Annotated in this window: 1 protein-coding gene and 1 pseudogene; both read right to left on the bottom strand. The window is 34.3% G+C overall.

What is annotated here, in order from left to right; all coding sequences use genetic code 11:
- Positions 1-258 precede the first annotated feature (258 nt).
- On the bottom strand, positions 259-825 hold the full coding sequence (locus tag FTU29_RS17270) for a recombinase family protein (RefSeq protein ID WP_006581699.1): 567 nt from the start codon (positions 823-825) through the stop codon (positions 259-261).
- A 161-nt stretch (positions 826-986) separates the two neighbouring features.
- Positions 987-1,100 (bottom strand): annotated as a pseudogene (locus tag FTU29_RS17265) (cation transporter); the annotation flags it as partial.

Genomic DNA, 1,100 nt, shown 5'->3' with positions numbered 1-1,100 from the left:
GATAATCTTTCTCGGATTCAATCAATAATTGAACCGCTCTTTCTCTGATTTCAGGGGTATATTTTACTTTTTTCATCGGGACATTCTCTCAGAAAGCTTGGTCTCCGACAAACCCGGTACGGTTCAAAAATCTTCCATTGATTTATTTATATCTGTTAAACCAGTCGCATTATGAAATGTAATATAAGTAGAAATTTCAGTATAAATGGTCATGATCTTTTCTAAATTTGAATATCTAAGCGTCTTCATTAATCAACCTTATTGATTATTAGTTTCTTCTTTTAAAGCTCTTTGTACTGTTGCTATCCCTACTTTAAACTTTTCTGCAACACCTCTAAATGTTGAATTTTCTTCAGCCATTGCTTTTCGTATTTCAACATAGTCAACCTTCCGCTTTCTTCCCTTATATAAGCCCTTCGCTTTGGCTTTTGCAATTCCTTCCTTTTGACGCTCACGGATCATGGAGCGTTCAAACTCTGCAAATGCAGCAAGCATCTGAAACATGAGTTTATTTATTGCCGATTGTGCTACATCATGACTGAAGGTCAAATTCTCTTTATGAAAAATAATGGTTATACCACGATCATTCAGACTATTCACAATTTCGTTCAGATCATTTGTATTACGTGCCAGACGATCAATACTATGAACATGCACCGTATCACCTTCACGCAGATAGTCGAGCATTGCATTTAACTGAGGACGTTCACGGCTACCACCGCTTGCCTTTTCAGTAAAGGTCTTATCCAGGCTGATTCCATCTAATTGACGTTCAGTATTTTGTTCAGTTGAACTGACTCGAATATATCCGACCTGATTAGGCATTCTGTACCGTTAGAGTTTAGATAATTAAATACATATTGTACCGAAATTAAATATTAAGTCTATAAATACGGTTTTTGAGTTGCTTTTTAAGACTTTATTTTGTTCCGTTAGGCTATACTTTAAAGTTACACAAAACATCTATATGAAAACTAAAGTCCAAATTAGTGTTTATGTTGGTTCAATGTATTACATTTCGTATTTTCTATTTGTAACGTAATTTCAGTAATATTATGATTATGTTTTAGAACTTCTAAGGCCTTTTGATAGAGTTGATC

The organism is Acinetobacter sp. YH12086, from assembly GCF_013419345.1.
Classification (GTDB): domain Bacteria; phylum Pseudomonadota; class Gammaproteobacteria; order Pseudomonadales; family Moraxellaceae; genus Acinetobacter; species Acinetobacter amyesii.
The sequence above is the reverse complement of the archived record's forward strand: the minus strand, read 5'-3'. Positions and strand labels throughout refer to the sequence as shown.